Source organism: Streptomyces sp. UNOB3_S3, from assembly GCF_020740895.1.
In the GTDB taxonomy this organism is placed as follows: domain Bacteria; phylum Actinomycetota; class Actinomycetes; order Streptomycetales; family Streptomycetaceae; genus Streptomyces.
Genome location: NZ_JAILXP010000783.1, coordinates 1 through 537 on the forward strand (window position 1 = coordinate 1; position 537 = coordinate 537).

1 protein-coding gene is annotated in these 537 nt (G+C 66.5%); it reads left to right on the forward strand.

Annotated features, from left to right (window positions below):
* On the forward strand, positions 1–537 hold a 537-nt coding region (locus K6I33_RS35620), incomplete at both ends, for a DALR domain-containing protein (protein WP_229358906.1).

The window sequence follows — 537 nt, forward strand, 5'->3', positions numbered from 1 at the left end:
ATCTGGAGTGCTCCGCGATGGCCCACAAGTACCTGGGTGCGGCGTTCGACATCCATGGCGGGGGTCTGGACCTGATCTTCCCGCATCATGAGAACGAGATCGCCCAGGCGAAGGCCTTCGGGGATGATTTCGCCGTGTACTGGGTGCACAACGCGTGGGTGACCATGAGCGGCGAGAAGATGTCCAAGTCGCTGGGCAACTCGGTGCTGGTCTCGGAGATGGTCAAGCAGTGGCGGCCGATCGTGCTGCGCTACTACCTGGGTACTCCGCATTACCGGTCGATGATCGAGTACAGCCCGGAGGCGCTGCGCGAGGCCGAGGCGGCGTTCGCGCGGATCGAGGGCTTCACGCAGCGTGTGATCGAGCTCGCCGGCCCGGTGGAGGCGGCCTCGGAGGTGCCGCCGGCTTTCGCGGAGGCGATGGATGACGATTTCGGGGTGCCGCAGGCGCTGGCGATCGTCCACACCACTGTCCGGCAGGGGAACTCCGCGCTGACCGCCGATGACAAGGAGAGCGCTGTCGCCCGCCTGGCCGAGG